The 22,195-nt window shown below is 64.9% G+C and carries 25 protein-coding genes; 10 read left to right on the top strand and 15 right to left on the bottom strand.

What is annotated here, in order from left to right:
• Positions 1-27 precede the first annotated feature (27 nt).
• From AOP73_RS07380 to AOP73_RS07370, 4 genes are all read right to left on the bottom strand, one after another.
• Positions 28-1,239 (bottom strand): 1-acyl-sn-glycerol-3-phosphate acyltransferase, encoded by a 1,212-nt coding sequence (locus tag AOP73_RS07380; protein WP_236683527.1) that lies wholly within the window; start codon positions 1,237-1,239, stop codon positions 28-30.
• The gene (locus AOP73_RS07375) at positions 1,236-2,066 is read right to left on the bottom strand and encodes a patatin-like phospholipase family protein (RefSeq protein ID WP_061964301.1); all 831 of its coding nucleotides are present in this window, start codon (positions 2,064-2,066) and stop codon (positions 1,236-1,238) included. Before AOP73_RS07375 ends, AOP73_RS07380 begins: the two co-directional genes overlap by 4 nt.
• A gap of 35 nt (positions 2,067-2,101) precedes the next feature.
• A complete protein-coding gene (locus AOP73_RS12030) occupies positions 2,102-2,275 on the bottom strand; it encodes a hypothetical protein (RefSeq protein WP_160295452.1) in 174 nt (57 codons plus the stop codon).
• 81 nt (positions 2,276-2,356) lie between these two features.
• Positions 2,357-3,202, bottom strand: coding sequence for a hypothetical protein (locus AOP73_RS07370; protein ID WP_152650571.1), 846 nt, complete (start codon positions 3,200-3,202; stop codon positions 2,357-2,359).
• A 125-nt stretch (positions 3,203-3,327) separates the two neighbouring features.
• On the opposite strand from AOP73_RS07370, the gene AOP73_RS07365 reads away from it, so the two are divergent.
• From AOP73_RS07365 to AOP73_RS07345, 6 genes are all read left to right on the top strand, one after another.
• Complete coding sequence (locus AOP73_RS07365) at positions 3,328-5,019, top strand: cytochrome c biogenesis protein DipZ (protein WP_061964297.1); 1,692 nt, start codon at positions 3,328-3,330, stop codon at positions 5,017-5,019.
• Positions 5,020-5,238: 219 nt separating this feature from the next.
• Positions 5,239-5,610: a DUF1304 domain-containing protein gene (locus tag AOP73_RS07360; protein ID WP_061964295.1), complete on the top strand. Its 372-nt coding sequence runs from the start codon at positions 5,239-5,241 to the stop codon at positions 5,608-5,610.
• Between the two features lie 286 nt (positions 5,611-5,896).
• On the top strand, positions 5,897-6,070 hold the full coding sequence (locus tag AOP73_RS12025) for a hypothetical protein (RefSeq protein WP_160295451.1): 174 nt from the start codon (positions 5,897-5,899) through the stop codon (positions 6,068-6,070).
• Between the two features lie 153 nt (positions 6,071-6,223).
• Entirely contained in the window at positions 6,224-6,481 is a 258-nt protein-coding gene (locus AOP73_RS07355; RefSeq protein ID WP_061964293.1) for a hypothetical protein, read from the top strand.
• Between the two features lie 49 nt (positions 6,482-6,530).
• Entirely contained in the window at positions 6,531-7,178 is a 648-nt protein-coding gene (locus AOP73_RS07350) for a sigma-70 family RNA polymerase sigma factor (protein ID WP_084626638.1), read from the top strand.
• Positions 7,175-7,999 carry an anti-sigma factor gene (locus AOP73_RS07345; protein ID WP_061964291.1) on the top strand — a complete coding sequence of 275 codons (825 nt, stop codon included), beginning with the start codon at positions 7,175-7,177 and terminating at the stop codon, positions 7,997-7,999. The genes AOP73_RS07350 and AOP73_RS07345 overlap by 4 nt, the downstream gene beginning before the upstream one ends.
• 144 nt (positions 8,000-8,143) lie before the next feature.
• Here the strand turns inward: AOP73_RS07345 and AOP73_RS07340 are convergent, their stop codons facing one another.
• Complete coding sequence (locus AOP73_RS07340; protein WP_061964289.1) at positions 8,144-9,832, bottom strand: cation:proton antiporter; 1,689 nt, start codon at positions 9,830-9,832, stop codon at positions 8,144-8,146.
• A gap of 122 nt (positions 9,833-9,954) precedes the next feature.
• On the opposite strand from AOP73_RS07340, the gene AOP73_RS07335 reads away from it, so the two are divergent.
• Positions 9,955-10,551: a dienelactone hydrolase family protein gene (locus AOP73_RS07335; protein WP_160295450.1), complete on the top strand. Its 597-nt coding sequence runs from the start codon at positions 9,955-9,957 to the stop codon at positions 10,549-10,551.
• Here AOP73_RS07335 and AOP73_RS07330 read toward each other — a convergent pair.
• The 5 genes from AOP73_RS07330 to AOP73_RS07310 all read right to left on the bottom strand — a co-directional run bounded on the left by AOP73_RS07330 (position 10,548) and on the right by AOP73_RS07310 (position 14,146).
• A complete protein-coding gene (locus tag AOP73_RS07330; protein WP_061964285.1) occupies positions 10,548-11,408 on the bottom strand; it encodes a hypothetical protein in 861 nt (286 codons plus the stop codon). The genes AOP73_RS07335 and AOP73_RS07330 overlap by 4 nt on opposite strands.
• Positions 11,409-11,444: 36 nt before the next feature.
• Positions 11,445-12,626: a hypothetical protein gene (locus AOP73_RS07325; protein WP_061964283.1), complete on the bottom strand. Its 1,182-nt coding sequence runs from the start codon at positions 12,624-12,626 to the stop codon at positions 11,445-11,447.
• Positions 12,623-12,910 carry a hypothetical protein gene (locus tag AOP73_RS07320; RefSeq protein ID WP_061964281.1) on the bottom strand — a complete coding sequence of 96 codons (288 nt, stop codon included), beginning with the start codon at positions 12,908-12,910 and terminating at the stop codon, positions 12,623-12,625. Before AOP73_RS07320 ends, AOP73_RS07325 begins: the two co-directional genes overlap by 4 nt.
• Positions 12,907-13,242, bottom strand: coding sequence for an SAV_915 family protein (locus AOP73_RS07315; protein WP_236683526.1), 336 nt, complete (start codon positions 13,240-13,242; stop codon positions 12,907-12,909). The genes AOP73_RS07320 and AOP73_RS07315 overlap by 4 nt, the downstream gene beginning before the upstream one ends.
• Positions 13,243-13,309: 67 nt before the next feature.
• On the bottom strand, positions 13,310-14,146 hold the full coding sequence (locus AOP73_RS07310; protein ID WP_084626631.1) for an aminoacyl-tRNA deacylase: 837 nt from the start codon (positions 14,144-14,146) through the stop codon (positions 13,310-13,312).
• Positions 14,147-14,200: 54 nt separating this feature from the next.
• On the opposite strand from AOP73_RS07310, the gene AOP73_RS07305 reads away from it, so the two are divergent.
• Positions 14,201-14,620 (top strand): hypothetical protein, encoded by a 420-nt coding sequence (locus AOP73_RS07305; RefSeq protein WP_160295449.1) that lies wholly within the window; start codon positions 14,201-14,203, stop codon positions 14,618-14,620.
• Positions 14,621-14,674: 54 nt separating this feature from the next.
• Here the strand turns inward: AOP73_RS07305 and AOP73_RS07300 are convergent, their stop codons facing one another.
• Entirely contained in the window at positions 14,675-15,142 is a 468-nt protein-coding gene (locus tag AOP73_RS07300; RefSeq protein ID WP_061964277.1) for a hypothetical protein, read from the bottom strand.
• 121 nt (positions 15,143-15,263) lie between these two features.
• Here AOP73_RS07300 and AOP73_RS07295 point away from each other — a divergent pair, with 121 nt between their 5' ends.
• Together AOP73_RS07295 and AOP73_RS07290 are read left to right on the top strand one after the other, a co-directional pair.
• Positions 15,264-15,692 carry a VOC family protein gene (locus tag AOP73_RS07295; protein WP_061964275.1) on the top strand — a complete coding sequence of 143 codons (429 nt, stop codon included), beginning with the start codon at positions 15,264-15,266 and terminating at the stop codon, positions 15,690-15,692.
• Positions 15,693-15,857: 165 nt separating this feature from the next.
• Positions 15,858-16,454: a hypothetical protein gene (locus tag AOP73_RS07290; protein WP_061964273.1), complete on the top strand. Its 597-nt coding sequence runs from the start codon at positions 15,858-15,860 to the stop codon at positions 16,452-16,454.
• A 311-nt stretch (positions 16,455-16,765) separates the two neighbouring features.
• Here the strand turns inward: AOP73_RS07290 and AOP73_RS07285 are convergent, their stop codons facing one another.
• From AOP73_RS07285 to AOP73_RS07270, 4 genes are all read right to left on the bottom strand, one after another.
• Positions 16,766-17,410 carry a PIN domain-containing protein gene (locus AOP73_RS07285; RefSeq protein ID WP_061964271.1) on the bottom strand — a complete coding sequence of 215 codons (645 nt, stop codon included), beginning with the start codon at positions 17,408-17,410 and terminating at the stop codon, positions 16,766-16,768.
• A gap of 59 nt (positions 17,411-17,469) precedes the next feature.
• Positions 17,470-17,697, bottom strand: coding sequence for a hypothetical protein (locus AOP73_RS07280; RefSeq protein WP_152650570.1), 228 nt, complete (start codon positions 17,695-17,697; stop codon positions 17,470-17,472).
• A 325-nt stretch (positions 17,698-18,022) separates the two neighbouring features.
• Positions 18,023-19,489 carry an HNH endonuclease signature motif containing protein gene (locus AOP73_RS07275; RefSeq protein WP_061964267.1) on the bottom strand — a complete coding sequence of 489 codons (1,467 nt, stop codon included), beginning with the start codon at positions 19,487-19,489 and terminating at the stop codon, positions 18,023-18,025.
• Positions 19,490-19,679: 190 nt separating this feature from the next.
• Positions 19,680-22,151 carry a CLIPPER-2 domain-containing protein gene (locus AOP73_RS07270; RefSeq protein WP_061964265.1) on the bottom strand — a complete coding sequence of 824 codons (2,472 nt, stop codon included), beginning with the start codon at positions 22,149-22,151 and terminating at the stop codon, positions 19,680-19,682.
• Positions 22,152-22,195: the final 44 nt, after the last annotated feature.

The raw sequence follows: 22,195 nt of genomic DNA, 5'->3' as shown, positions 1-22,195 counted from the left end.
AGGACACCCCCGTCCCGAGTAGGTCAGTCACGTCGCGCGCGACGAGCCTCCCTCGGTCTCGGGCTCGTGCTCGTCGATCCACTTGTCTACTCGCTCCCACCACGAGTACAGCCACGCCTCGCGCTCGTCGCGACCCTCCGGGATCTCGTCTTGATCCGCAAACCATCCCATAAAGGTAATGGTCTTGTCTGTGGGTAGTTCACGCCAGATGTCGTGCACCGTGGAGAGTTGCTCGAGACCGGTATGGGCGACCACCACCACGGCGGCCTCAGGGCACGCCTCCATGGCGGCGAGCACACCGCCGGCGTGTGGCGGCATCACGTGCGGCATGGCTTCGGCACGGTCGGCCAGCTCATGGTGACCGGCGGCCCTCAAGTCAGCGATGCGCTTGGTGCGTCGCTTAGGGGTGGCGTTTGCACCCTCGGGGAAGATCAGTAGCGCGTCCTCGGGTCCCAGACCCGCGGCAAGGCTGGCGATTGCTTGTGTCCCTCCCGGCGAACCCGCCCTCCGTCGTCTGAAAGGCGTAACAAATCGAGTGGGAACTCGGTTGAGCAACGTGTCGACGGCCGGGTCCCACTGCAGCGTGTCCTTGAGCACGATCGCAGGGTGGCGGCGGAAACGGTTGATCAAGCCTTCCACGATGATGAACGAGTCCGCGGGCCCTGCGTGACGCGAGACCACGATGATGGGTCGGCCTTTAGCTCCACCGTCGAGGTCGACGTGCGACCCGTCGATGGTCAGACGCAGCGTCCACTTGGCCGCCGCGAAGAGTGACTTCAGCATGCGCCCCGCGAGTCTGTAGTGAGCACGCTCAAAGACTGGCTCGTGAATCTTCCAACCAAAACCGGACCCCACCCACATGATCCACATCCAGACCAAGGCCATGGCATCCCAAAGCAGGTAGACACCAGCAATGAAGAGCACGCGCAGGATGCGCGCACCGCCTGGCATGGCCCAACTCACGACGCCAGCGACGATGATCAGGAGCCAGAATGCGATGGGCAGCCACAGGAACGCGGCCAACACGATGAGAGGTGCAACCACGCATCTACGTACCCACCGTGGCGGGATACCCCACGAGATTCTGCGCGCGGTACGCCGCTGCTGGAACGTGCCGTGCGGGTCCGGGGTTGGTGCCCCCGTAGATTCAGTTTTGGGGCCAGTAGTAGGGCCGGGCTTCGACCCGGGGTTGGACGCCGCGATGGGTTCCGTGGTTGCTCGTGCGCCGTCGTCGGTCACTTTCCTACCCCTGCCTCAGCGAGGTACGCCACCGAGGCCCGGTATCCCGCGTCGATTCGTCGTTGCGTCTGGTCGAGTCTCTTGAACGCGGTGAGCTTCTGGTCGCCCTCCTGCCTTCCGCCGTACGGCAAGATGTGGACGACCACTCCCTCGGGAACCCTGGCAAGCTCGCGGGCGAAGCGGTGGCGACGTGAAATCTCGAATGCGATCTTGGCGACATCGGATGGCTTCTTGGGCGCCACCAGCGGCTCCTCGATCCGGCCCACCTGGAGCACGTAGACCTCGTCGGCGCCGCGCGAAATGGCCTCGCCGAGCGGGATTGAATTGACCACTCCGCCGTCGATGTAGTGCTCACCGTCGATCACCGTGGGTGGCAGCGCGGCGGGAACCGAGGCAGAGGCCAGCACGGCGTCCATCACAGGGCCGGAGTCGAACCAAGTCTCGGCTGCACGCTCGATGCTCGCGGCGCACACCGCGAGCGGCACGGCGAGGTCTTCGAAGCGCGCGTCCGCGCCCACCACTTGAGCGATCAGGTCACGCAGCGGTCCCGGGTCGCTGAGATGGGTGCGAGATTTCACCAGCCTGCACAGTTGGCGCGTCCAATTCTCGCCGTAAATGGCACCCGCCGAGGGCGACGACCAGGCCGCCTCCATGGTGTCGACCACCGATGGTGTCGGGTTTGCCGCTACGGCGGCCCCGTTGATGGCCCCGATCGAGGTGCCGACAATCACGTCGGGAGTGACTCCCGCCTCGAAGAGCGCGCGCACCATGCCCACTTCGACCGCGCCGCGAACGCCGCCACCGCCAAGTACAAGGCCAACTGTCATGACAACACGCTACCGCCCCGTCCTGCTACGACGCCTCACCACGCCATACGCGGATACGTCACCGCCAGGGAAATCCGGCTCGGTCGCGGATGCACCTCCAGGTCCAGATCCAACTCCGGCTCCAGCTCCAGTTCCGGCTCCAGCTCCAGCTCCCGCTCCGGCTCCCGCTCCAGTTCCAGTTCCAGATCCAACTCCGGCTCCAGCTTCAACTCTGGCTCCAGCTCCAGCTCCGGCTCCGGCTCCGGCTCCGGCTCCGACCGGTGCTGGCCCGAGGCGCGGCCACGACCTGGTCACTGCGTCGTCGTGCTCACACCAGTCACCTTCCACATGTCGTCCTGCCACACCAGTTGCATATTCAGTGTCTTCTCACCTCCGTCGGTGCTCGCGCTGAGTGAGCCGTCCGTATTCCACACGAGCGTGGGTTCCTCTCTCACTGGGATGTGCACCACCACCGAGCCATCGTCAATGCGGCCGCCGTCAAAGCTGTCCCCCAGCGCCGTGAACGTCCCGCCGGTGACGCGCAGGTTGGAGGCCGCGGCCGTTCGTGCGGTGTCGACCACCGACCCACACCACCCGCACTCATCCGCGCTGATTGCGGCAAAGAATGAGAGGTCACCGGGACGGTCGGCCGCCGTGGCGTAGACGTCATCGGATGTGTTCATCAGGGCAAATGCCGTATGGAAGGCGGCCTCCTCCGTGTCTTCCAGCGGCACGGGCAACATCTCTGCCACATCGGCGGCCGAAAGGGTGTCCTGGGAGACGGTCAGGAACGACCCCTCCTCCATGGGACCCGGAGCAGTAGTGTCCTCACCGAGCGCCTCCATTGCGGCGCTCGGCTCCGGCGACACCCACGGTTGCGGGTCGTCGGGCACCGCATCGGCTTCTACCTTCGTGTCTGTGCCAGTATCCGGACCCTCTCCGCTCGCTTCGCCAGCCTCCCCTGCCGCATCAGCCTCGGGATCGGGAGTTGGGTTTGGCTCGGCATCTGGGCTCAGCATCGGGGACGCGCTTACCGCCCCCGGGCTCTCGCCACCGCCTGCCTCGCCCGCTCCCGCACATCCGGTCATTCCCGTCGCGAGCGCAATCACGCACACACTCGCCGCCGTCTTCGCCACTCTTTTTTGCATCGTCTTCATGAAGGCGACGCTAGTGATAGAGCCAACCCCGGCATCGGCCGCCAAAGCAATCTGTGGATAACTCGCCGCAGCATCGGATTTGCACCCCACCCCATCCCCGCGGGATTCGGCGCCGAATAGTGGTTATGTTCACACTCATACTCGTCGGACTCGTGTCCGGCATCATCACTGCCATCAGCCCGTGCGTGCTGCCGGTACTGCCCGCGATCCTCACCAGCTCCATCCAGGACGGGGCCGCAAACAAGCGTCGGCCATACGTCGTGGTGGGTGGACTGGTGGTGAGTTTCGCGGTCTTCACGCTGATCGGTGGCGTGCTCATCAGCCTGCTGGGACTGCCCGACGACGTGCTGCGCTGGGCGGGAATCATCACGCTGGCGATTGTGGGACTCGGCCTCGCAGTGCCTGCCGTCGGCCACATCCTGGAGAAGCCGTTCGTCAACACCAAGATTCCCACGCTCAACCGCGACGGCAATGGCTTCATCATGGGGCTCGCGCTCGGACTCGTGTTCGTCCCGTGCGCCGGACCGATCCTCGCGTCCATCACCGTGCTCGCAGCGACCAACGGCATCAGCTGGGGCCTCGTGGTACTGACGATGTCGTTCTCGCTGGGCATCGCGATCCCGCTACTGCTGTTCGGCGTCGCTGGCCAGTCGATCGGCAAGCGCATCAAGGCCGTCCGCGAGCGCCTGCAGGCCATCCGCATCGCCTCCGGTGTGATCCTCATGCTCACCGCGCTGGTGATCGCGACTAACCTTGCTGAGCCACTCCAGCGCTCCGTGCCCGGCTTCCTGGCGAACATCCAGGAGTCCATCGAGAACAACGGCAACGTGCAGGGTGAACTCGACAACTTGGCGGGCCGCGAAGCCGCTGCCCCAGCGACCGGCAATGCGCTGACCTTCGACGAGTGCGAGAAGGGAGACGCCACCGTGCTGCAGAACTGTGGTCCGGCGCGCGACCTGCCGGGAATCCAGGAGTGGCTCAACACCCCCAACGGCGAGGCACTCGACCTGGACAACCTGGAGGGGCCAGTGCTGCTCGACTTCTGGACCTACTCCTGCATCAACTGCCAGCGCACCTTCCCGTACCTCACAGCCTGGGACGACCGCTACCGCGACGATGGCCTGACCATCATTGGCGTGCACTCCCCCGAGTTCAACTTCGAGAAGGTGGTGGGCAACGTTGAGGACGCCACCGAGCGCTATGGCATCGAGTACCCCGTTGCGATCGACAACGACTTCACCACGTGGCGCGAGTGGGACCAGCGCTTCTGGCCCGCGCACTACCTGATTGACCAGACGGGCACCGTGCGTCAGGTTCACTATGGCGAGGGCAAGTACGAGGCCACGGAGAAGCTGATCCAGCAGCTGCTCGACGCGCCGCCGCAGGAGGCCGTAGTTGCCGACACTGGCGGACACACCCAGGGGCGCACGCCGGAACTCTACGTGGGCAAGGGTCGGCTCGCGGCTGCGGACAATGACGAGATCGTGTCCGGCGAAGCCACCGTCTACACCGGCAACGCCACCCCCGCAGAAGACGAGTTCAGCTTTGGTGGACAGTGGACGGTCGAGGGCGAATACTCCACAACCGGCACCGACGCGACACTAGATCTCAACTTCTACGCAGCCGATGTCCACCTGGTCATGGCCGGCGAAGGAACCGTGACCGTCACGTTGGCCGGGGACTCCTCCTACAACGAGGTCGTCGAGATTGACGGCACGTCCGATCTCTACGACTTGTACGTCGGTGAGCCCATCGATGACACCATGCACCTCGAGTTCTCGGAGGGCATTGAGGTCTACGCCTTTACCTTTGGTTAGGCGCTAGCTTCGGTCTCGTTGGCCGGCCCGTTCCCTGTGAGGGGGACGGGACGGCTTTCGCGTTCCCAGCGCCCGCGCACGCTCGCCCACTGGCCCACTGGCCCACTCGCCCACTCGCCCACTTGCCGACCTTCCTGCGTTCAGGTTTTGGTTGAGAATCCGCGGCCTGACGCTCCAGCGTTCACCTGGTGGTTAGTTCAGCGGTGTTAGCGTCTCAGCATGACAACTGTCGCAGTGGTTTTCGCATCCTTTGCTGGACTCATGCACGTCGGCATCTTCCTCGCGGAGAGCGTGTTCTGGCATCGGACAGTTGTGCAGCGGGCATTCGGCGCGGGCGATGCGGAGACGGCTCGCATCCAGGGGCCGGTGTTCTACAACATCGGCTTCTACAACCTTTTCCTGGGCCTCGGCACCATCGTGGGCGCGTGGATGCTCGCAAACTCGGGTGCGGTCGCGCTCGTTGTCTTCACCTGCCTGTTCATGGTGGGCGCAGGTCTCGTGCTCATCACGAAGTACCCACAACTGTGGCGCGGAGCGCTCGGCCAGGCCGTCCCGCCGGCATTCGCACTGATTGCCCTGCTGCTGAGCTAGCGGTCAACCCACGGATTCAACCACCAGGTGAACATAGGGCGACGCGAACCCGAGATTTCAACCAAAACCTGAACGCAGGGAGAGAGGTCGAGTCAAGGACACCTGAGTCCACGCCAAGAGTTTTGCAAGCCCCGCCCTCGGTACCCTCAAGCCCCACACGTGACCCCGGCAAAATCTTCGTAAAACGTCGCTAAATCTTGCCGATGTCCGGAACATACCTTTTGTGCCAGAGCGTTCCCTCACACAGCGGGCCGAGTGGCCCGTCCAGTGAACAAGGAGGCACCAGATGAACATCCGTCATGCTGCAGTTCCCGCCCTGATCCTCGTTGGAGGAGCACTGCTCGCCGGTTGCGGCGACACGAACGACGATGGCGGCACCACGCCGGGCACGACCATGGAGTCGACAATGGCACCCACGATGGAATCAACAATGGAGTCCACCATGGAGTCAGACGGCTAAACAGCCTCGAGTTTCAGATTGGGAACGGTCCGCCATCGCCGGCGGGCCGTTCCTTTTTTGTGCCCGCAACGTCGTACCCATCCCTCGCCACTAGGACTCCGAATAGTCACATGTAGGGGCAACCGGCCCCGTGCCGACAATCACGGAGGAATCATGAAGACCATGACCAAGTTTGCAGTTCCCGCCCTCATCGCAATCTCCGGGTTCGCCCTGGCAGGATGTGGCGACTCGAACGACGACAGCGGCACCACGCCGGAATCGACCATGGAGTCAACCATGGAATCCACGATGGAGCACTCCATGGAGCCCGACGCCATGATGAGCGATGACGCGATGATGGAAGACGATTCCATGGAGAAGACCGACGACGATGCGATGATGGAAGACGACAAGATGGAAGAAGAAGGCTAAGCCGACACTGACGTAGGGGGCGAGAACCACGGAGACGGAGGACGACGACATGAGCGCAGCGCGACACTTGCACGCGGTGTCGTCTCCCGTCGACCCCACGGTCCCCACCGGTGAGGCGACGCAGACAGCACCGCCCTCATCCGTCCGCGTGGATCTCGCTCCCCTGCTCACGGCGACTGGCCGCGGCTCCGCTGTCGCCTACGAGCAGCTGTACAACGAGGTGGCCGGAGCCGTCTACGGGGTCGCCCTGCGAGTGGTCCGCGATACCCAAATGGCCGAGGACATCGCCCAGGAGGCCCTGATCGAGGTCTGGCGTCACGCGGCTAGGTATCGCGCCGATGCCGGGTCGGCCCGGTCGTGGATCCTCACCATCGCGCAGCGCCGCGCCGTCGACCGCGTCCGCTCCGAGCAGTCGCACACGGACCGCGTCCTCAAGCACGCGCCGCGCGACGACGTCGCACCGGCCGAGCAAGACAAGGTGGTCGACACCCTGTTCGCCGAGTGGCAGGCGGCCCGCGTACGCGTCGGCATGGAGCAACTCACGGAACGCCAGCGCGAGGCGCTCGAACTTACGTATTTCAAGGGATACACGCACCGCGAGGTGTCCCAGGCACTCGACATTCCGCTCGGCACGGCCAAGGCACGCGTGCGCGACGGACTCATCAAACTACGCGACGCATGGGAGGCAGGAGCATGAACGACAACGTGCACTCACTGCTGGGCCCGTACCTGGTCAACGCCGTCTCCCCCGCGGAGCGCGATGATTTTGAATCTCACTTGGCCACGTGCGAGGACTGCCGCGACGAGGTCGCCTCACTGCGCGACGTGACCGCCACGCTCGCCGATGCCGAGGCAGTCTCTCCCCCTGCGTCACTTCGCGCGCGGGTCATGGCCGAGGCCGCCCGCACCGCGCAGTTGCCGCCGCTTGACGACGAGGCCAGCGTTGCCGACACCGCCAGTTCGGACGATGCCGTGGCAGCCCCGTCCTTCGTGGCGCCCGATCCCGCCCCCGCATCGGCGTCGGTGACCCCCATGACCAACGCCAGGCGCAGCCGTCCGGCACGCCGGCGTAACGCCTTCATTGGGGTTGCCGCGGCGTCGGTGCTGATTCTGGGCGCGGCGGGGATTGGCCTGTCGACGCAGAACTCCCGCGATGCGCACCAGCAGGAGCTCGCCGCGGAGAAGGAACTCATGATGGTCACGACGGCGCCCGACGCGCATTCGATGGACCTGGATCTGGGAGCATCGCACCTGGTCATGAGCGCCAAGATGGACGGTGTGGTGGCGATGGGGCACGACGCGCCAATGCCAGACAAGGGCATGGAGTATCAGTTGTGGCTGATGATGGACGACGGCAAGTCGATGCCCGGCCCCACCTTCATGCCCGAGGGCGACGGCGAGTTCGTCACCATGATGCACTCCAGCTTTGACGACGTGGAGATGATCTACGTCACGCAGGAACCCATGGGCGGGTCGGAGTCCCCGACGTCCGCACCCCTAACCGAGGTGCATCTCTAAGGGTCGTTCGTGGCCGCGGCTCACCACGGTCGATTGTGGTGCGCACGTTTCACGGCCCCGCGGCGATGCGGTGCGGCGACGTGGTGCGGCGACGTGGTGCGGCGATGCGGTGCGGCGATGCAGTCCACGCCGGCGAAACCACCGTCAGTCGTGGTCGTTGCGCAGTTCCGCCGAGATCTGGTCGGAGTCCAGCACCCGCAGGGCATGGCGGAGCGCATCGGTGCTGTGCGCCCCCACGGCACGCGCCTCCATCAGATACTCGCGTTGCTCGGCGATCACCTTGAGGCGTAGTTCGTTGATCTGGGCGCCATAGACCGGACGGGACTCGCGGTCCTCCTCGCCGCGCTCGCGCACCAACGCAACGCGCAGCCAGCGGACGGCCCGCTCGTCATAGGGAGTGCCGTCGGGCCGCCGCAACTCTGGGTCCTCGAGAACCTTGGAGGCCGTGTCGGAGAGCTCGTCTAGCAGTCCGCTCTCCTCGGCATCGTCCGCGGCGGTGGTGTCGGAGACCAGCCCCAACTTGCGCACCAGCCACGGCAGCGTTCCACCCTGGATCAGCAGCGAGCCAGCCGCCACCACGAACGCGATCAACACCAGCGTTGACCGTGCGGGAGTGTCCGCGGGCAACGTCTGGGAGGCGGCGAGCGTCAGCGCGCCGCGCATGCCCGCCCACACCAGCACCACTCCCTCACGCCTACCCAGACGGCTATCGGTGAGGTAGTCGACGTCCGCGACACGCTTCTCTACCCGCTTGGCGAAATGCCGCTTCTTGCGGTCGTCGTCGATCTCCCCAGCGAGCGACGCGAAGTCCTCCAGTTCACTCCTGGAGGCGTCTGCCTTGCGGGCGCGCCGTCGCTCGAGCACCAGCACCATGAATACGTAGAGCGAGCGAATCGCGAGCACCAGCACGAGTGCGATCCCTCCCAGACCGACTGCGAACCAGACGCTGCCGTGGCGCTCCTCGACGCTCTCGACAATGCCGATCAACTCGAGTCCCATCAGCGAGAAGATTGCACCCTCGAGCAGCAGTTCGACGGTTCGCCAGTTGGTGGTCTGGGAGATGCGGTCCTGCGGGCTAAGGTACTTCGCTGACAGCGCGCTGGTCACCAGGCCGGCCGTCACGGCCGCCACCAGGCCCGATGCGTCGAGGGCCTCGGCGGGAACGAAGGCCACGAACGGCAGCACAAAGGAGATCGCGGTGCTGGCGGCAGCGTTAGAGATTTTCTTTCGTACGCGCAGGCCGATGTAGCCGACCAGGGCACCGATCGCGACGGCGAAGATGACCGACTTGGCGAAGTCGAAGGCCACTTGGATGACGGTCACACTCACAGCCGCCGCGGCGATCGCGGAGCGCAGCAGCACCAGCGCGGAGGCGTCGTTGAGCATCGACTCACCCTCGAGCACCGTCACCACCCGCGGCGACACCCCCAGCCGCTTGATGATGTTGGTCGCCACGGCATCGGTGGGGCTCACGATGGCTCCCAGCGCGATGGCGATGGGCAGCGAGATGTCGGGTATAACCCACCAGAAGAAGAATCCCATCAGCACGGAGCCGACGATCACCAGCAACACTGACATCCCGCTTATGGCGCTGAAGTTTCGCCTGAACTCCATGGTCGGCACGGACACCGCGGCGGAATAGAGCAACGGGGGTAGCACGCCCGCCAGGATCACCTCGGGGTTGATGTCGATGTGTGGGACGCCGGGAATGAAGCTCACGGCGACGCCCGCGGCCACCAATACCAGGGGTGCTGCGACACCCACGCGCGGCGCGATCGAGTTGACCGCGACGATCCCCACGACGGCGAGCACTGCGATGACGGCGTATTCCATGTCGACCCTCCGTAGTGACTAAAAACCTATGACAACCATAGGGCTCGCATCGTCCAGCCTGGTTGATGTGCCTTGGAGGGTTTCACCGAGCGAAGATGCCCGTGTCACGCAAGACTGGGGTGATGGCAGAGATTTTGCTCTTTCACCACGCGCTGGGCCTCACCATTGGGCTCCAGTCCTTTGCCGAGCGGTTGCGCGCGAACCATCACGTGGTTCATTGCCCGGATGCCTACTCGGGCCAGACCTTCAAGAATCTGGACGACGGCTTGCGTTTCGCGCAGGACATTGGGCACGACGCGCTCGAGGAGGTCGCCAACCGCGCGTACCGCCAACATCGGGACGCCGCGGTGGTGATCGGCTTCTCGCTGGGTTCCTCGCAGGCGCAGCAGCTCGCGCAGCACAAGCGGCGCATCAAGGCCTGCCTGCTCATGGGCGGCGCCCAGGCGCCCGAGTCACTGGGAGGCGACTGGCGACACACGTGTCACCTGCAGCTTCACGTCGCGGATCCGGATGAGTGGGTGGACCCCGACGTGGTCGAGGGACTCATGTACCGCGCACCCAACGGTGAGCTGTTCCGCTACAACAGCAAGGGTCACATGTTCGTCGACCCCTCAAGCAGGGATTACGACGCCGATGCCGCGGACCAGTTTGAGGATCGCGTGGTCGATTGGCTGGCGACGATTGACGCCGATGCCGGGGAGGCCTGGGCGCGTTTCTAGCCCTGCGACCGTTCCGGCTTGAATCGCTTAAGGAGTTGCTCGGCCGCCGGACCCGAGGCAGAGCTCAGCGCCCGGTTGGCGTCCGTGAGTCGTACCGGCACTTGACCTTGCGCGAGTTCCTCGCGCGCCTGAGGGACGTCCCGGTACAGCAGCAACGCCAACATCAGGAGGAGCGGATCGAGGTCGAGCGCGATGGGCTCGATGTCGATCGAGTCCTTGCGCCGAGCGAACGGATGGCGCCACTGCTGGGTCAGGGAGGCGGCCCCCGGCACGAGGCCCATGCGAAAGACCATGGTGCCGTTCATGCCCTGGACAAAGGCGATAGACGTGACGTCGTCCCAGGCGAGTGTCCACTGACCGCGGAACACAGCGACGGAGAACCCATCGCGTGTGAGTTCGAGGAACCTCGGCCGCCGCACGGTGAGCGCGAAGTCGACCACAACGAGCGCCATCCCGGCAACCAGGATCGCCATGACAATCACCCAGCCTCCGTCGACCGCCCACAGGGCGGCCACCAGAACCGCCAACGTCAGGAGCGCGGCGACAAAAGTGGTCACGACCAGTCGTCGACTGCCAGGTATCAGCACTCCACCCTGGCGTTGAGCATTCGCGTCCTGCAGACTCTCGTGGCTGTGCCGGGGACGGTACAGCACCAGCACGCAGAGGTCGACGCAGAGCACCCACCACCACACCGCCAGCACCGCGACCAACACCGTCACGGCCAAGCTCCAGGTGCTGTCTCCTGTCAAGCTCGCCACGGCACCTACCGTCAATAACGCGGCAATCGCCACGTTCACGGGCAGCGCGAGCCAGAACACCACGCGCCCAAAGATCATCTCGAATGCCGCTACTGGCATTCTGCGTTTCCGCGCCACCGTCACCACGTCCCCACGTTAGAAAATCGAGTCCCAGACACCGGTGGCCAGATCGCCGATTGCCTTACCCGTGTCCGCCACCTCATTCCACCCTGACTCCAACGCGTCGCCCACTCCGGACAGCCCGTCGCCCCAGCCGTCCTCAAAGAAGTGATCGATCATGCCAGACGTGAACAGGCCGATGCCGGCTCCCACCACCGCGCCGACGATGGTCCCGGCGGGAGGCGCAATGAAGGAACCGATCGCCGCGCCAGCGCCCACTCCCGCGAGGAACCCGCCCACGTTTGAGGTAGCGGCCTGCGCGACGGATTCGCCATGCTGAATGTCATCGTAAATTCCGTAGCCGGTGCCCGCTATGCCGAGGACCAGGAGCCCCTTGCTGAGCTTTGACCCCACGCGCACGCCGTCCTTCAGCAAGTCATCCGCCGAGGTCGCCGCGGTGCGCGCGGCGAGCGCGTCGTCGGCCATGCCGTAGTACGCGGACTTGGGCACCACCACACGGCCGTCCTTCACCATTTGAGCGAGGGTGGCCTCGGCACTCGCGAGGCGATCCAAGTTGAGTGCCCGCACCCCCTTCAGCTGGTACGTAGTGTTGGCGATCGCGCCGGCACTGATTCCCCCGGTGAGCAGCCCGGTGGTCACGCTCGTGAGGTTGCTGCCCTTTTCACTCCACGTCGCAGAGAAGGCGTCGAGCGCCTCCTGCCACATGTCGAACCCGCTGGTCGCCTGCTGCACGCTCGTGTTCCAGGCCTTGACCTTCTTGGAATACGCGCTGCCGGCGGCCGTGCTCGCGGGGGTCTGCGTGTAGGGCGCAGTGGTCGCGAATTGGGTCGCGGGCGCATTGCCTGGACCATGAATTTTGGTTCCGGAAACCGTCAGTCCACCGGCCGATGCTGTGGCTCTGGCATCGGTCATCTTCTGTTGGGCGTTCGTCAGGCCCGTCGCGAGCTTGGAGACGGCGGCGGCCACCGCGTCGGTCTCGTCGCCAAACGAGGTGATGGCCTTCTTTGCGGTGCCTAGCCGGCCGGCAAAGGCTTCGGCGGTTTCGCCAGACCATGCACCGGAGGCTTTGGTGCGCCCGGAGGCCACGTCGCCGGCCCAGGTAGAGGACGCGCCGGATAGCGTGGTGCGCAGGTACGTAGCAACCGCCTCGATCGCGGCGGGCGAGCCCTCGATCTGGGTGTCTTGTATTTGACTCATTCCAGTGACCAGCCCATGCCCTGCAGGTTGGTGGACATGCTCCGGTCAAAGGTGCTCAGGTCCGCGAGGCCGGCATCGGCGCTGATCGCGAGGGTGTCAACCTCGTGTACCAGGCGCAACGCCACGTCCGCCGAGGTGGCGAGCACGTCCGCGAGCATTGCTTGCGCCGCGCCGGTGTCGCCGGGCTCGGGGTTCTTGCTCGCGGCGGCCTCGTCAAACTCGGAGGTCGCGTCGCGGATGGCCTTGACGGCCGCCGATGCTTTGGCGTAGTCGACCTCGATCATTCGTCGCGCTCTGACTCGCCCTCGGCACCCATGGCGGCACGAGCCGCCACCCCCTCGGGACCGTTGCGGTGTTCCGGCGGAATCTCCACGTCGAGTAGCACAGTGTCGAACTTGTCTGCTTCCCAGACGGTCTCCAATTGGACCGTCGGGAGCACTAGCCACGGCTGGGTCGCGCCCATTCCGGCGTGCAGGCGGTCAAGCGCGGAATACGCCAGCAGCGCCTTCCGGCCGTCCTTTGTCTTGCGATACTCCAACTGCGCGTCGTCGGGTCTGGCGACGACCGCGGCGGTAGGGACGTAGAGCACCGGTGGGTAGTCGGCAGGAAGTTGCACGGGACGCTCCTCGATGTCGGGTATATCCCGATTCTCGCACGGTTCCGCGCATGGCTTGCGGCGTGGGCTAGGCCCGGAAGTCCGCCTCTGCCTGCGCGATCTGCTCGGCGTTGGGGGTGGGCAGGCGGCGGCGCGCCTCGCTCGCGGCGCGCTCAAAGCTGGTTAGTGGCTCGCCACTGAGGGCCGCCTTGATCGCGCTCATCACGTCGTTGCTGTGAAGAGCGCCCGGGGTCAGGTGGAGCGGGTACCCCAGACGATCGGTCGAGTCGAGCGCGTCCATGGTGACATTCCAGTAGGGCGGCTCGGCGTAGATGACGGCCGGATCGGTCACGTCCGCGACCTCGGCGTTCAGGTGGTCGATCAGCGCCTCGGCCGCGAGGGTCGCGGAGACACCCGGCGCTCCCCCGCCGATGCTGACCTCGGCAAATGGTGCCGCGCCAGTCTCGCTTGCCCCAGCATCGGCCGCGGTGCCGTTGGCTGAAATTCCAGCGCGGGAGGCGATCAGGGCATCGGCGATGACGGGCCACGGCGTGCCATCGGCGGAGCCCTGTGAGCCGAACGGCGTGATGGTGCCGCGCACGTAGCCGGTGACCTCGAGGGCCTTGTCCGCATCGGGCATCGAGATGCGATTCACGCCGAGGTGCTCGCGTATCTTGGGCCAACTGATCTGGCGATCGCCTGGCACCAGGATGAAGAGATAGTCGCCGGAGCCGCGGCGCACCACCAGGGTCTTGAGCACCTGGCGGGGGTCGAGCCCACGCGCCTGGGCGGCCTCCTCGAGAGAGTCCACGTTCTCGTGGCGGACCACGTGATACTCCAGCCCCGACTGCGCGAGCGCGGCGAGCGCCGGATTGGTGGAGGCGTCGTCGCTGGTGGACGCGGAATCGGTCGAGTTGTCCGTCATTCCTCCACGGTAGCCGTAGAGGCGCGGTCGGGGTAGGTTGCCCCCATGCATGTCATGACAAAAGTGAAGTGGTGGATCTACGCCTGGTACGTGGTGGTGGCGCTGGGGATTGGCGCATGGGCCGGCAATACCTTCAGGACGTTCGATGTCGACGTGTACGGCAATTCGGTGTTCAATTGGACGGCCTTCGCCGTGGGTGCGTGGGTCGCGGCGGTACTGACATTTCCCGCCCCACTGATCGCGATGGCGCTGGACCGCCGCCGTGACGAGCGGGACTTCCAGCGCGAGGAGGATGTTGCGCGGAGCGCCACGCTCGAGGCCAAGGTGGACGCACTGCTTGCCGCGAACGGCGTTGAGTCACCCGTGAGTGACTCAACCGCTCAGGGTGAAGTCGAGGAGCCGGTCATGGAGTTCACCTCAATCGAGGTTGGTGCCCCGGTACGCTCTCCTTATGAGCCGCCTCCGGGGCATTAGCGATCCAAACCGTCGCGCTCGGCACCCACGTGCGGTGGCGCCGAGCGCCGTCAGCTAGCCCGCGAGGTAGGCGCCGGGCTGACGGTTCGCGCCGCCCTCGCCGTTGAAGCCCTGTCGGCAGATTCCCCGCAGCGCGGCGACCATCCACTCGCAGATCATCTCGTCGTAATCACCCTGCACGCCACTGAAGCTCACGATCAGGCCTTCGCGGATGATTGCGCCCGGGTACTTGATGTCGCCGGCCTTGTAGAGGTACGGGAAGTCCTGCCCCACACGGGAGCTGTCCAGGCCGGTGCGGATGGTGACCGCAACCTTGCCCTCGACGTTGATGAGGAGCTGGGGGTCTTCGTCGCCAATGGTTGCCATGAACAGCGGGTTCTTGGGGTCGGGGTTTGCGGGGTCCAGCACAATCAGGGTGCCGCAGAGACCGTTGGTGACGCCAAGTTCGGCGGCCCTCTCGATGGCGGGCACGATGACATCCCACGCCTGCGCGCAGACCTCCTGGTTGAGTCCGGTGAACATAGGGTGCTCCTTCGTTGAGACGCGGGTGGGGCTTTCGTTTAGCGTAGCGGCGGACGATGCTGCAGGTTATTTTTGTTGTGTGCGTTCGTGCCGCGCGGCGCAGTTTCCAAGGAGGCAACCGATGGCGAACAAGATTGGCAACATCGTCTTCTACGCGGAGGACCCGGTGGCGCTGTCGGAGTTCTGGGCGGCGGCCTTCGGCTACGAGGTGCGGCGATTTGAGGGTGAGCTGCGCGACGTGCTGCTGGCGAGTGGCCTGACGGATGACGACCTCGCGACGAGGGGACTTGCCGAGGATCCCTCGGGAGTGGGGCCACGGCTGTTCTTCCACCATGCAGACGGACCCAAGGCGGGTCGCAATCGCCTGCATCTCGACGTCAACGTGCAGGTCGAGGGTGAGACCACGCTGGCCGACCTCGACGCGGAGCGGGACCGCCTCGTCTCGCTGGGGGCGAGCGTGGTGCGTCTCATCGAGCAGAAGTGGGGCCCATGGCCGGAGCTCTATTACCAAATGCGCGACCCCGAGGGCAATGAGTTCTGCCTGCAGTAGCGGTCGCGAACGGTTCTAGCGGTCTGCTAGCCACAAACGTTTCTGGCCGTTCTGCTGGCCATCGGTACTGGGATCTCGGCGGTATCCACGCCGGCGTCCTTCCTCTGTTTTTCGCTGGCAGCCAACGCGGGTGGACAGCACTCGCCGCTCCACTACGGTGGATGTATGACTTCTGAGAACCACGACCCTTCATCCAGCGACGACGCCTCGCAGACGGGCACTGCCCCGGAGGCGCCCACCAACATCCCCACGAATGCCGCCGAGGCGGATGCCTACGCCCAGCAGTTCCAGGCGTCGGCTGAGAAGGTTCTCGAGGGCATGAAGCGTGACGTGCAGGCGCTGCTGGACTCGTTCCCGGCCGATGCCGCGACTCTCCTGATCAATGACCCCGAGCGCGAACTCGTTCCCGCGGAGATTCTGCTGGCGACCGGGCTGGAGCACATGCTCGACTCTGAGCGCGGAAACCGCTTCCTCAGCGAGGATTACGTCGCGTTCTTCAAGGCCGCCGTCGCGGTAGACCCCGAGGCTCTCGCGATCAAGGACAAGATCCAGTCGATCCTCGAGGTGCTGGACGAGGATGCCGCGATCTCGCTGGTCCGTGACCCGTACCGAGTGCTGACCGCGGAGGAGACTGCGCAGATCGACGCGCTCGACGGAGAGGACCTCACGCAAAGCACCAACCACGCTGCAGTTCTCCACCCGCAGTTGTCACGTTTCCTCGCCGACAACGTGCGTGTGGCGGACGACGTCGACGACGAGTAGTCGCAGCACAGGCGACTTCAGGGACTTCAAGGACTCCAAGGACTCCAAGGACTCCATGGAACCCCAGGAACCCACGAACTCCAGGAACTCCAGCGTCCTTCAGCTCCGCTGGAGTTTCTGCCTTCGCCTTACTATCGCGAGTTGTCCATGTTGAGCCTTCGTCGCTCCCGTCGTACCTACCTTGCGTCCCGTTGTCTAGGCACGGCAGTCCCCCGGGCAGCGGCACTCGACCGTGATGTCGCCATTGGGATGCCACGTTACGACGCATTTCTCCGGGCACAACTGCTTGTCTCCCATTGCGGCTCCCCCACCTAGGCCGCGAGCGCGAGCTCGTGGCGCATAGGAGTGGCGAGGTTGATGACGCGGTCGGCAATCTCGGCCAACGTGCAGTTCAGTCCGGCTCCCCTCGAGGCGACAGTCGTCACGACGTTGCGGTAGCGAAGTTGCCCCACGGAGCGCACGAACTCATGGTCGCCACTCGCGATCACTACCTCAGTGAAACGACGGGCGATGAAGTCGTAGTCACTCAGAACCTCGCACAGCGCGATGTCGGCTCCCGACTCCCCTGACCTGGTGACGAGACGCGCCGCTGGTGCGAGGTCGAACACCGTGAAGGCCCACTGGGGATCGACGCCGATCACGAGCTGGTCGACTTCGGCATCGAACGCGATGCTGTCAACGAGACCCTCGAAGGCCTCATCCCACAGCGAAGGCTCGGCATCGGCCGGCTTGCAGCCGAGCAGGTTCTCGAGGTCGGCGACGATCAGGCGGCGACCGGCAGCGCCGCCGTGCGAGATCGGTTCAAACTCAGAAATGATCGGTGCGGCCCGACGGTCGACCAGTGCGACTTTATGGTCGACCGGCACGACCTGACGGTCAACTGGTACGACTTTACGGTCGACTGGTACGACCTCGTGGGCAGAAATACTGGCGACGGTGATGCCGATGACGTTCATGGTGTGGTCCCCTCAGACTCGTTGGCGGTGCACGTAGTGGTGCAGTGATTTCAATGTATCTAGGGGGTCTGACACGTGCCGGGCGGCCGTAGGCCAATAATCACCTCCGTGGCCGGGCGACCTTTTTCGTCCATGCCATTGAGGTGATCGAGGTAGCCCGTGAAGAGTTCGAATGCGGTCTTGGTCAGGAGGAACTCCCGGTCCATGGGCGACTTCGCGTTGGTCAGGATGGACAGAGCGCTCCGGGAGTCGAAGGCCAGCGTCACGGTGAGCTGAATCTCATGCATTTCGATATGTTCCGGGTGAGCAAATGGCTGCGTTTCGGCGTGCGATTTCACAGAGTTCTCCTGACGTCAGTTGGTGTGGGGAGGGCTCGACACCCAATCAATTGGCGTCGAGAAGCCAGGACCATACACCCACTGCGGCCGATGCTGTCAAGGCCACATTGGCGCCTCGTCCGAGTGCCCCGTAGGGGCAAAAACCTTGACGAATCGGTCGCACCTCTGTGGTCGTGGATTCGTCCCGGCCCCACCAAACAAGGGCTCGACGGCAGGCTCCGCGACGTCAATTCCCCTCAAGAAGTACCGATACGCAGGCGCCAAGTATCTGTGACTACGCGGCTTCGATCTTGGGTGGCCCAAATCTTGCTCGGCCGCCTAGTCGCGGTTTGCGTTCGGGATCAACGGCCGCAGGCGGCCTGAACCACACCTGGTTGTCTCGGACGCCTATTTCCCAGTCGTCGCGATGAACGCGATGGTGGCAAACCGAGCACAACAACACACCGTTTTCCAGGTCGGTTCGGCCTCGGTCTCTGGCCCACCATCTGATGTGATGTGCCTCCGTGTAGGCCGGCGGAGCACCGCAGAAGGCGCAGCCCCCATCGCGTTCAATGAGAGCGATGCGTTGCGCGTAGCTGAAGGGCCGTGAACCGCGTCCAAGGTCAAGAATCTCGCCCTTGCCACCGAGCACAACGGGAATCACGGCACCATTTGCGGCCATTCTGCGGGCGGTGGAGATGCAGACCGGCTGGCTTCCACCGTCGATCTCGGCGACCCCGGTGCCGTCCTGCAGGTCGGCCAGGCTCAACCGCACCACTACCGTGGTGGACGCGAAGGGCAGGTCCTCGCTCTTGCATCCCAGGCAGTGGCGGGCAAGGGCGGCGAGGGCATCCGCGCGGATCTGCGGGACGGATCGGTCATCCGCCATCACCTGGCCGTCGTCAGTGGCCACGCCGTTGTTGTCGCGCCGGTTGTGTAAGGCATTGCCCACGAGCGAGTCGAGGGCGGCCCGCACCGGAGCTGCCGTCTCCGCATCCAGCCGCGCCCGCAGTACGAACATCCCCTCCTGGTCCTCGTACATGGTCACCGAGCGTTCCTGGCGCTGGAGTTCCTCGGTCAGCGCATGACGCCCAGCATCCATCTGGGCCTCCAGTTGACGCACGATGCGTGCAAACTTGTTGGACGACAAACCGTGGGCTCGCTCCACGAGCATGCGCTCCACCCGCTCGATGTCACACAGTTTCACGCCCAGGTCCTTGCGTCGGCCCCAGATCCGAGTCAGCATTCGCTTGATGAGACGTCCCGCATCGGTGTGGAGCTTGCCGGCCCGCACCCTGTCACTCACTATGGCGAACCGCGGGGAAATCTCAACCACCCCGGCCTCCTGCAAATCACCTGAGCCTTCGCCAGCACACGCCTCGCGCTCATCGGAAGCCAACATGTCGCCCACTTCGATGAGACCGCGGGCCTCGCCCGTGCTGCCACCCGAGATGCTCGCCAATAGCTCTTCAGGTGTCCGGTATCCCTGGCGCTTGGCCATCCCCTGCTGCCCGTTCTCACGCATGGAACGCCGGGCGATCGCGGCGCTCGAGGAGGCAACCATCGCGTCAAGTTGACGTCTCATGCGGGCCAATTCACGGTGGGAAGCGAGCAGATCATCGCTCGGCAATGAATCCAGATCTATGCCTGTCCACCCGGTGCCCGACACCAACCGCTCGCGCACCCGCACGACCGCGTCGCAGACAGCATCGTCCCTGCTATCAGTGTCGAGATCGGCTTCAATGCCGGCGGTCGTGCTCATAGGACAATTCAACCAAAAGGGACTGACAGCCAGCCCGCGCGCCCCAGAAATCTGTGGACAACCCCCGCGCAACGCGGGCCTGTGAACACCCGCCCGGCACGGCAGAGACCACGCGTCCAAGCCCCTAAGAACTACGCATCCGGCACCCTACGCGACAAGCGAGCACGCGCCACGCGCCACGTGCCAGAAATTACGCGTCCACCCCTGACCATCGGCGGCGTGCAAGGACCAGCCCCCCGGCCCCGGCGAGCATCAAAGCGGCAGCGAGCCACAGCATCGGGCCGATGCCCTCGGCACCGGTCGTCGAAAGCTCACCTCCGGTCGCGACGGGGGCACCGTCGGCCACCGGGTCGGCTGCCTGCGCGGTGACGGTCGGAGCCACTTCCGCCGTCACCGGTGCGGTGATCGCGACGGGCGCCCAACCAACCAGCCCACCATCCGCGCCATAAACAGCAATGCGGTGGTCGCCGGCGGCCAGCGCGGAAGGAATGGTGACGGGTGCGGCGCCAACCCCAAGGAGTATCGGCGACGAGAACGCCACAATCCGCGAATCGTCCTCAAGCGCAGCACCGCCACACGCGTCCAAGACCACCGTGACGGAGTCGCCCTGAACGGCGCTACCTACATGCTCGCCCGCCGCGGAACAAATCGCCACGCCGCCTTGCGCGACGCCATCAAGGTCGGACTCGTACGCGGCAAAGGTCAGCGGCGAAACCGAGCCAGTCTTCGTGAGCGTCGTCATGCCATCGGCGTCCACCGTGGGCGAATAGGACACGGATCCGGCGGCAAGATCGGCTGGGGTCACCACGTGCGTCGCACTCCAGGCGGCCGATGCGCCAGGCAGCACAGCATTCACGGCAAGAACGGCGGGATCAAGAGTCGCACCCCCGGCCTCACCCAAGGTCACCCCGGTCAGCGGGTAGGTCCCGTCGTTGGCGACAGTGACGTCGAAGGTCACCGTTTCGCCCAGCGACGCCTTGCCGTCGCCGTTCAGGTCGTCAAATGAGCCGACAACCGCGAGTGACACGGGAGGTGCCACGTACTCGCCGAGAGCCACAGCATCGGCGCCGGCAACCGCTTTACCCTCCGCATCGTCGATGTCACCTGAATAGGACAGCGTCGCGGTGTAGTCGAGCGCGCCGGAGGCAAGCCAGGCGGCATCGATCGTGACGGTGTCGGTGTGCGTCGACGACTCGCCGGGCGCCAACTGAACGCCATCAAACGCGGCCCCCACGGCACCAAACTGACCCGACTCGGTCACCGCGCCGAGCGTCACACTCTGGTCAGCATCGGCCGGAAGGGCGGCGGTCCACGTGAGTTTGACCTCCTCGCCCGACTGGCCCACACCGTCGCCATTGGTGTCCTGAAGCTCGGCGTCGGCGGTCCAGCTCACGTCAGCCGTCAACTCGCGCAGAAATACACGCGTGGTCACTGGCCCAGAACTTCCCCACGCTTGCTCATCGAACGAGGGAGATACCCCCATTCGCCCGGACACATCGACGTAGCCTCGTTGAATGTCTGCCGCTGTGAGAGTGTGGCGGTCGGATTCGAAGTAGCCACCCGGCAGGCTCGTGCCTTTTGCGAGATCGTTAGACGTACTGAGACCGGATTCGGGAATCGACTCTCCAGGTTTCAGGCCCACATCGTAGAAAAAGTACCCCGAGTGGGAGTTAGTCATGGCGAAATAATTGAGAACCACGTTGCCCGTGTTGGTGGCCACGTAGGTGCGGTCCAGGAGATCGCCGACTTGCGCGTCACCGAAGGCGCGTTCCACGCCATATCCGGGGCTATGGATCACCGTGTCAAAGTGGGTGGTGTAGCTGACCACAGGCACCGCAGTTGTCGCGCTCACTGCGGCGACAGGTGCCGATCCGCTCAAGCTCTCCACGCTCCACTCCACCGAAGTTGCGGCAAACTGCACTGAGCCAGCACGCATATCCGCGAACGTGACCGTGTGCCACGCGCCGTGGAGGGTGGTCGTATCGCCGGCGGCTAGTGACGTAGGAAGCGAAGGCGATGAGTCAAGCCTCGCGGCGCCTCCCAGCGAGACGGCCACTGCCGACTCGTTGCTCACCGTGGCGGCGAACCGGACGCGGTCGCCCTCCACCAGCCCGTCGCTTGGCAGTGTGCCGCCTCCTTCGAGTTCAACGAAGCTTGCGACGGTCACTGGCGTCGGAGGCGTATAGATCAACGGAGGCGGGCTCAGGGGCACCCGCAGTGTGGCGCCCGAACCGATGCGGTACCTGAAGTTCACTGGGCTGTAATGAGGGCCGCCACCCAACGGGTCGAGGTCGTCCGCGGTCACCAGTGCCGAAAAGTTGACGGTGTGCGGCAGCGCGACAACCTGGGGGCCGACGGGCTCGTGGTCGCCTCCAACCTGCAAGGATTCGAGCGTGATTTCCGTCAGACCAGAGCCTAGCGCCGCCGAGATCTCGTAGTGCACCACGACGACGTCGCCCGCGTCAGGGCGGCCGTTATTGTTGCCGTCCGTGTGAAACGTGGTGTCGAGCCACGTAGCAGTGACGTTTCCATCGGTAACGGAATCTCCAGTCGCGGCCCGTGCGGGAGCTGCTACAGCAACTGCACTCCCGACGACCAGCACGAGGGCCAGTAGCATCGCCACCGCTCGGGACACAGACAGGTGAACGGACTTCAACAGCATTGCGACTCATCCCCATTAGGCACCCTCATCAACCGCGATGAATG

Source organism: Demequina aurantiaca, assembly GCF_000975135.1.
Taxonomy (GTDB): domain Bacteria; phylum Actinomycetota; class Actinomycetes; order Actinomycetales; family Demequinaceae; genus Demequina; species Demequina aurantiaca.
Note: the sequence above shows the minus strand (reverse complement) of the source record. Positions and strands in the feature narration are given on the sequence as shown.

Excerpts from the sequence above, each read along its gene's own strand:
- AOP73_RS07375 (WP_061964301.1), bottom strand. The coding sequence starts at position 2,066 with ATGACAGTTGGCCTTGTACTTGGCGGTGGCGGCGTTCGCGGCGCGGTC.
- AOP73_RS07370 (WP_152650571.1), bottom strand. The coding sequence starts at position 3,202 with ATGAAGACGATGCAAAAAAGAGTGGCGAAGACGGCGGCGAGTGTGTGC.
- AOP73_RS07365 (WP_061964297.1), top strand. The coding sequence starts at position 3,328 with ATGTTCACACTCATACTCGTCGGACTCGTGTCCGGCATCATCACTGCC.
- AOP73_RS07360 (WP_061964295.1), top strand. The coding sequence starts at position 5,239 with ATGACAACTGTCGCAGTGGTTTTCGCATCCTTTGCTGGACTCATGCAC.
- AOP73_RS12025 (WP_160295451.1), top strand. The coding sequence starts at position 5,897 with ATGAACATCCGTCATGCTGCAGTTCCCGCCCTGATCCTCGTTGGAGGA.
- AOP73_RS07355 (WP_061964293.1), top strand. The coding sequence starts at position 6,224 with ATGAAGACCATGACCAAGTTTGCAGTTCCCGCCCTCATCGCAATCTCC.
- AOP73_RS07350 (WP_084626638.1), top strand. The coding sequence starts at position 6,531 with ATGAGCGCAGCGCGACACTTGCACGCGGTGTCGTCTCCCGTCGACCCC.
- AOP73_RS07345 (WP_061964291.1), top strand. The coding sequence starts at position 7,175 with ATGAACGACAACGTGCACTCACTGCTGGGCCCGTACCTGGTCAACGCC.
- AOP73_RS07340 (WP_061964289.1), bottom strand. The coding sequence starts at position 9,832 with ATGGAATACGCCGTCATCGCAGTGCTCGCCGTCGTGGGGATCGTCGCG.
- AOP73_RS07335 (WP_160295450.1), top strand. The coding sequence starts at position 9,955 with ATGGCAGAGATTTTGCTCTTTCACCACGCGCTGGGCCTCACCATTGGG.
- AOP73_RS07330 (WP_061964285.1), bottom strand. The coding sequence starts at position 11,408 with ATGCCAGTAGCGGCATTCGAGATGATCTTTGGGCGCGTGGTGTTCTGG.
- AOP73_RS07325 (WP_061964283.1), bottom strand. The coding sequence starts at position 12,626 with ATGAGTCAAATACAAGACACCCAGATCGAGGGCTCGCCCGCCGCGATC.
- AOP73_RS07320 (WP_061964281.1), bottom strand. The coding sequence starts at position 12,910 with ATGATCGAGGTCGACTACGCCAAAGCATCGGCGGCCGTCAAGGCCATC.
- AOP73_RS07310 (WP_084626631.1), bottom strand. The coding sequence starts at position 14,146 with ATGACGGACAACTCGACCGATTCCGCGTCCACCAGCGACGACGCCTCC.
- AOP73_RS07305 (WP_160295449.1), top strand. The coding sequence starts at position 14,201 with ATGACAAAAGTGAAGTGGTGGATCTACGCCTGGTACGTGGTGGTGGCG.
- AOP73_RS07300 (WP_061964277.1), bottom strand. The coding sequence starts at position 15,142 with ATGTTCACCGGACTCAACCAGGAGGTCTGCGCGCAGGCGTGGGATGTC.
- AOP73_RS07295 (WP_061964275.1), top strand. The coding sequence starts at position 15,264 with ATGGCGAACAAGATTGGCAACATCGTCTTCTACGCGGAGGACCCGGTG.
- AOP73_RS07290 (WP_061964273.1), top strand. The coding sequence starts at position 15,858 with ATGACTTCTGAGAACCACGACCCTTCATCCAGCGACGACGCCTCGCAG.
- AOP73_RS07285 (WP_061964271.1), bottom strand. The coding sequence starts at position 17,410 with ATGAACGTCATCGGCATCACCGTCGCCAGTATTTCTGCCCACGAGGTC.
- AOP73_RS07280 (WP_152650570.1), bottom strand. The coding sequence starts at position 17,697 with ATGCATGAGATTCAGCTCACCGTGACGCTGGCCTTCGACTCCCGGAGC.
- AOP73_RS07275 (WP_061964267.1), bottom strand. The coding sequence starts at position 19,489 with ATGAGCACGACCGCCGGCATTGAAGCCGATCTCGACACTGATAGCAGG.
- AOP73_RS07270 (WP_061964265.1), bottom strand. The coding sequence starts at position 22,151 with ATGCTGTTGAAGTCCGTTCACCTGTCTGTGTCCCGAGCGGTGGCGATG.